The sequence below is a fragment of the Caulobacter sp. HMWF025 genome (assembly GCF_003060965.1).
Taxonomy (GTDB): Bacteria; Pseudomonadota; Alphaproteobacteria; order Caulobacterales; family Caulobacteraceae; genus Caulobacter.
The window spans coordinates 15,539-19,196 of the sequence record NZ_QAII01000073.1; the positions used below are offsets into that span (position 1 = coordinate 15,539).

A 3,658-nucleotide genomic window follows, 5' to 3' on the forward strand; every position below is an offset into this window, starting at 1 on the left:
CGATCGACGCTGCCGAGGCCACCAAGAAGCACGGCGTGGCCGTCAAGTGCGCCACCATCACCCCCGACGAACAGCGCGTTGAGGAATTCAAGCTCAAGAAGATGTGGAAGTCGCCCAACGGCACGATCCGCAACATCCTGGGCGGCGTGATCTTCCGCGAGCCGATCATCTGCCAGAACGTGCCGCGCCTGGTGCCCGGCTGGACCCAGCCGATCATCGTCGGCCGCCATGCCTTCGGCGACCAGTACAAGGCCACCGACTTCCTGTTCCCCGGCAAGGGCACCCTGACGATGAAGTTCGTCGGTGAAGACGGTTCGGTGATCGAGCACGAGATCTACAAGGCTCCGGGCGCCGGCGTCGCCATGGGCATGTACAATCTGGACGAGTCGATCCGCGACTTCGCCCACGCCTCGTTCGCCTACGGCCTGGGCCGCGGCTACCCGGTCTATCTCTCCACGAAGAACACGATCCTGAAAGCCTATGACGGCCGCTTCAAGGACATCTTCCAGGAGATCTTTGACGCCGAATACGCCGAAGCCTTCAAGGCCAAGGGCATCCACTACGAGCACCGCCTGATCGACGACATGGTGGCCTCGGCCCTCAAGTGGTCGGGTGGCTATGTCTGGGCCTGCAAGAACTACGACGGCGACGTCCAGTCCGACATCGTGGCCCAGGGCTTCGGCTCGCTGGGTCTGATGACCTCGGTGCTGATGACCCCGGACGGCAAGACGGTGGAAGCCGAAGCCGCCCACGGCACCGTGACCCGTCACTACCGCCAGCACCAGAAGGGCCAGAGCACCTCGACCAATTCGATCGCCTCGATCTTTGCCTGGACCCGCGGCCTGGCCCACCGGGCCAAGCTGGACGACAACCAGGATCTGGCAAACTTCGCCCTCACCCTCGAAAAGGTCTGCATCGACACCGTCGAAAGCGGTTTCATGACCAAGGACCTGGCCCTGCTGGTCGGCGACAAGCAGTCCTGGCTGACCACCGAAGGCTTCCTCGACAAGATCGACGAGAACCTGAAGCTGGCCATGGCTTAAGGGCTGAAAGGCCACTTGCCCCCACCTGACCTGCTGCGCAGGTCGTCCGCCCCCGGAGGGGGCAGATGAGATCGTCTTCCCCCTCCGGGGGAGGCGGATGCGCAGCATCCGGAGGGGGCGAGTGATCGCCGAGGTCAAGACGATCAACGCCCCTCGGGAAACCGGGGGGCGTTTTTCGTTGGCGCGAGAAGCTGATGCCTTCTCAATCCTGCCCGTTCCGGCGCGGTCGACTGGGACGGGTCAGAGTGCGCGATGCAGGTGCTCCGCAAGGATGTCGGCGGCACGGGAGACCAGATCCGGTGCATCATAGAATGCGACCTGGTTCTCGCCTTCGAGCCAGGTCAGCGATTTGGGGCCTGAAAGATTGGCGTAGAACGTCTCTGCCGCGTCAGGACTGAGCGCACTTCTCGAATGCACCATGCAGACGGGAAGCTGGATCTTCGGGGCCGCCACCTGCACATCGAAGGGCAGGAAGTGTTCGCGGGACATCACGGCAAAGGCATTGACGTAGTTCGGCACCCCTGCGCGCGGCGTCGCATAGTAGTCGAAAAGATAGGGGGTCTGCATGGCGGCATCGCCGGTCAAGGAGACCGCAGGGATGGTGATCACCTCGCCCGTCTGCTCGTAGGTCAGCCGTGCGTCGCGGCCCTGGGCGACCTTTGCATCGAAGCCGTCAGGATCGGCCTCGCGCATGCGGGGCGGGTCGCGGTAATAGCCGACGACCAGCCCCAGCGCTCTGACACGGGGATTGAGCAAGCTGGCATGGGCGGCATAGCCAGCGCCCAGACAGACCCCGGCCAGACCCAGTCTCCCGCTGTCGAGGTCAGACCGCGACGCGAGGAACTCCAGCGCGGTACCAAGGTCCTCGATCTTGCGACCGGCATGCTCATACTGACGCGGCGCGCCGCCGCTCTGTCCGTAACCCCGATGATCGAACGCCAGGGCGGCGATCCCGCGCTCGGCGAGGGCAGCGGCATAGACACCAGTGACCTGTTCCTTGACGCTGGTCATCGGGCCCGCCACGACCACAGCCGGGTGCGGGCCATTGCCGGAGGGGACATGGAGATGACCGACCAAACGGTCATCGGCGATCGTGAATTCGACCTGCTCCACCCGGATGTCCTTTCGTTAGGCGTCTAGACTGCTGACGAGGCCTGCCGCCGCGCCGACCTGATCGCGGGCAAGCCCACGGGGGGAATGGCCTGAACGGCGACGGGGAGGCTGCCACGATATGGGCATCCGGGTCTCGCCCCGCGCGAAGACCCTTGCGAGGCGGCGGCGAATACCCCCTCTATGCGGCGTTAACCCTTTCAGGACCTGGCGATGAGTTTGCAGAAGCGGATCTGGGACCTGATCGTTCTGGCGATCTTCATCTTCGCCGCCACCTTCGTCTCGGCCCCCTGGTTTGCGTTCCGGGCCCTGAAGGCCGCCGCCGACTATGAGGATGTCGCCGCGATCGGCGAGCTCACCGACTTTCCGGCCGTGCGGCGCAGCCTGACCGGCCAGTTGCAGGACCATCGCCCGGCGGCCGCAGCGGCCGAGCCGCCCTCGATCTGGCGCGACCCGTTCGGCGTCATGAAACGGGCCATAGAGCCGATCGCGCCCCCCGAACCCAAGGTGGACCGCTATCTGACCGTGGCCGGTCTTGCCGCCCTCACCCGGGGCTACGCCCCCGGCGCCGCCCCGCCTGCCGCCGCCCGGCCCGAGACGCTCTCCGGCCGCCTTCGCGCCCTGGTCCGGGGACCCTATCCGGCGATCGTCTACTGGGACCCCAATCGCGCCCGCATCGCTGTCCGCCGCCCCGGCCCGGTGAAGCGCGTCACCGTCTTCAGCTTCCAGCGCCGGGCCCTGTTCACCTGGACCCTGGTCCATATCCGGCTGCCCGTCGAAGAGCGCTGAGCCCGTCAGGGGCGGTCTGTCACCGAACCGTCAAGGCCGACTGCTAGCGAGGGGGATCACACCGGAGTCCCCGCCCATGTCCCGTTCGCTCCGCTCGGCGCTGTGCGTCACCGCCTTCTGCGCCCTGGCCTCGACCGCCCTGGCCCAGCCGGTGGCCGTGACCCGCCCCAATGTCAGCACCGAGTCCGGTCCGGTGACCGTCGATTTTGCCGGTCTTGCCAGCATCAACCACGGCCTGGTCGGGGCGGGACGGCTGTCGGCCGCCCTGCGCGACTTTAACGGCGACTCCCTGGGCTCGTTCTCGTCGATGGCGATCAGCGACTGGAAGCGCCTGCCGGACGGCAGCTATGCCGGGACCCTGACCACCCTCCCCGACCGGGGTCCCAATGCGGTGGGCACCATTGTCGGCACCTCGGACTATGCCAATCGCCTGCACCGCTTCAGCTTCACCTTCGCCCCCTATGCAGGTGCCGGCCCCGTCGCGCCCGACCAGGTGACGCTGACGCCGAAGGGCGGGCTGCTGCTGAAAGACGGCCAGGGCAAGACCTTCACCGGCCTCGATCCCGCCGAGCCGGCGGCCGCCGGCCGCCTCAGCATGGACAGCGAAGGCCTGGCCCTCGCGGCGGACGGCGGCTTCTATGTCTCGGAAGAATATGCAGCGGCGATCTACCGCTTCGACAAGGCCGGCAAGCTCATGGGTGTGATCCCGCCGGTCG

4 protein-coding genes are annotated in these 3,658 nt (G+C 66.6%); 3 read left to right on the forward strand and 1 reads right to left on the reverse strand.

Annotated features, from left to right (window positions below):
• Window positions 1–1,043 (forward strand): NADP-dependent isocitrate dehydrogenase (locus tag DBR10_RS08980; protein WP_442861111.1); only part of this gene is annotated, 1,043 nt, incomplete at its 5' end.
• Window positions 1,044–1,283: 240 nt separating this feature from the next.
• Here DBR10_RS08980 and DBR10_RS08985 read toward each other — a convergent pair.
• Window positions 1,284–2,156, reverse strand: a complete 873-nt coding sequence (locus DBR10_RS08985; protein WP_158272235.1) for an alpha/beta hydrolase — start codon at window positions 2,154–2,156, stop codon at window positions 1,284–1,286.
• Window positions 2,157–2,366: 210 nt separating this feature from the next.
• On the opposite strand from DBR10_RS08985, the gene DBR10_RS08990 reads away from it, so the two are divergent.
• On the forward strand, window positions 2,367–2,942 hold the full coding sequence (locus DBR10_RS08990; RefSeq protein ID WP_108505859.1) for a DUF2939 domain-containing protein: 576 nt from the start codon (window positions 2,367–2,369) through the stop codon (window positions 2,940–2,942).
• 76 nt (window positions 2,943–3,018) lie between these two features.
• On the forward strand, window positions 3,019–3,658 hold a 640-nt coding region (locus tag DBR10_RS19295; protein ID WP_199225319.1), incomplete at its 3' end, for an esterase-like activity of phytase family protein.

What these genes read in the sequence shown, in the direction of transcription:
- DBR10_RS08990 (WP_108505859.1), top strand. Translation starts at nt 2,367, where the DNA reads ATGAGTTTGCAGAAGCGGATCTGGGACCTGATCGTTCTGGCGATCTTC.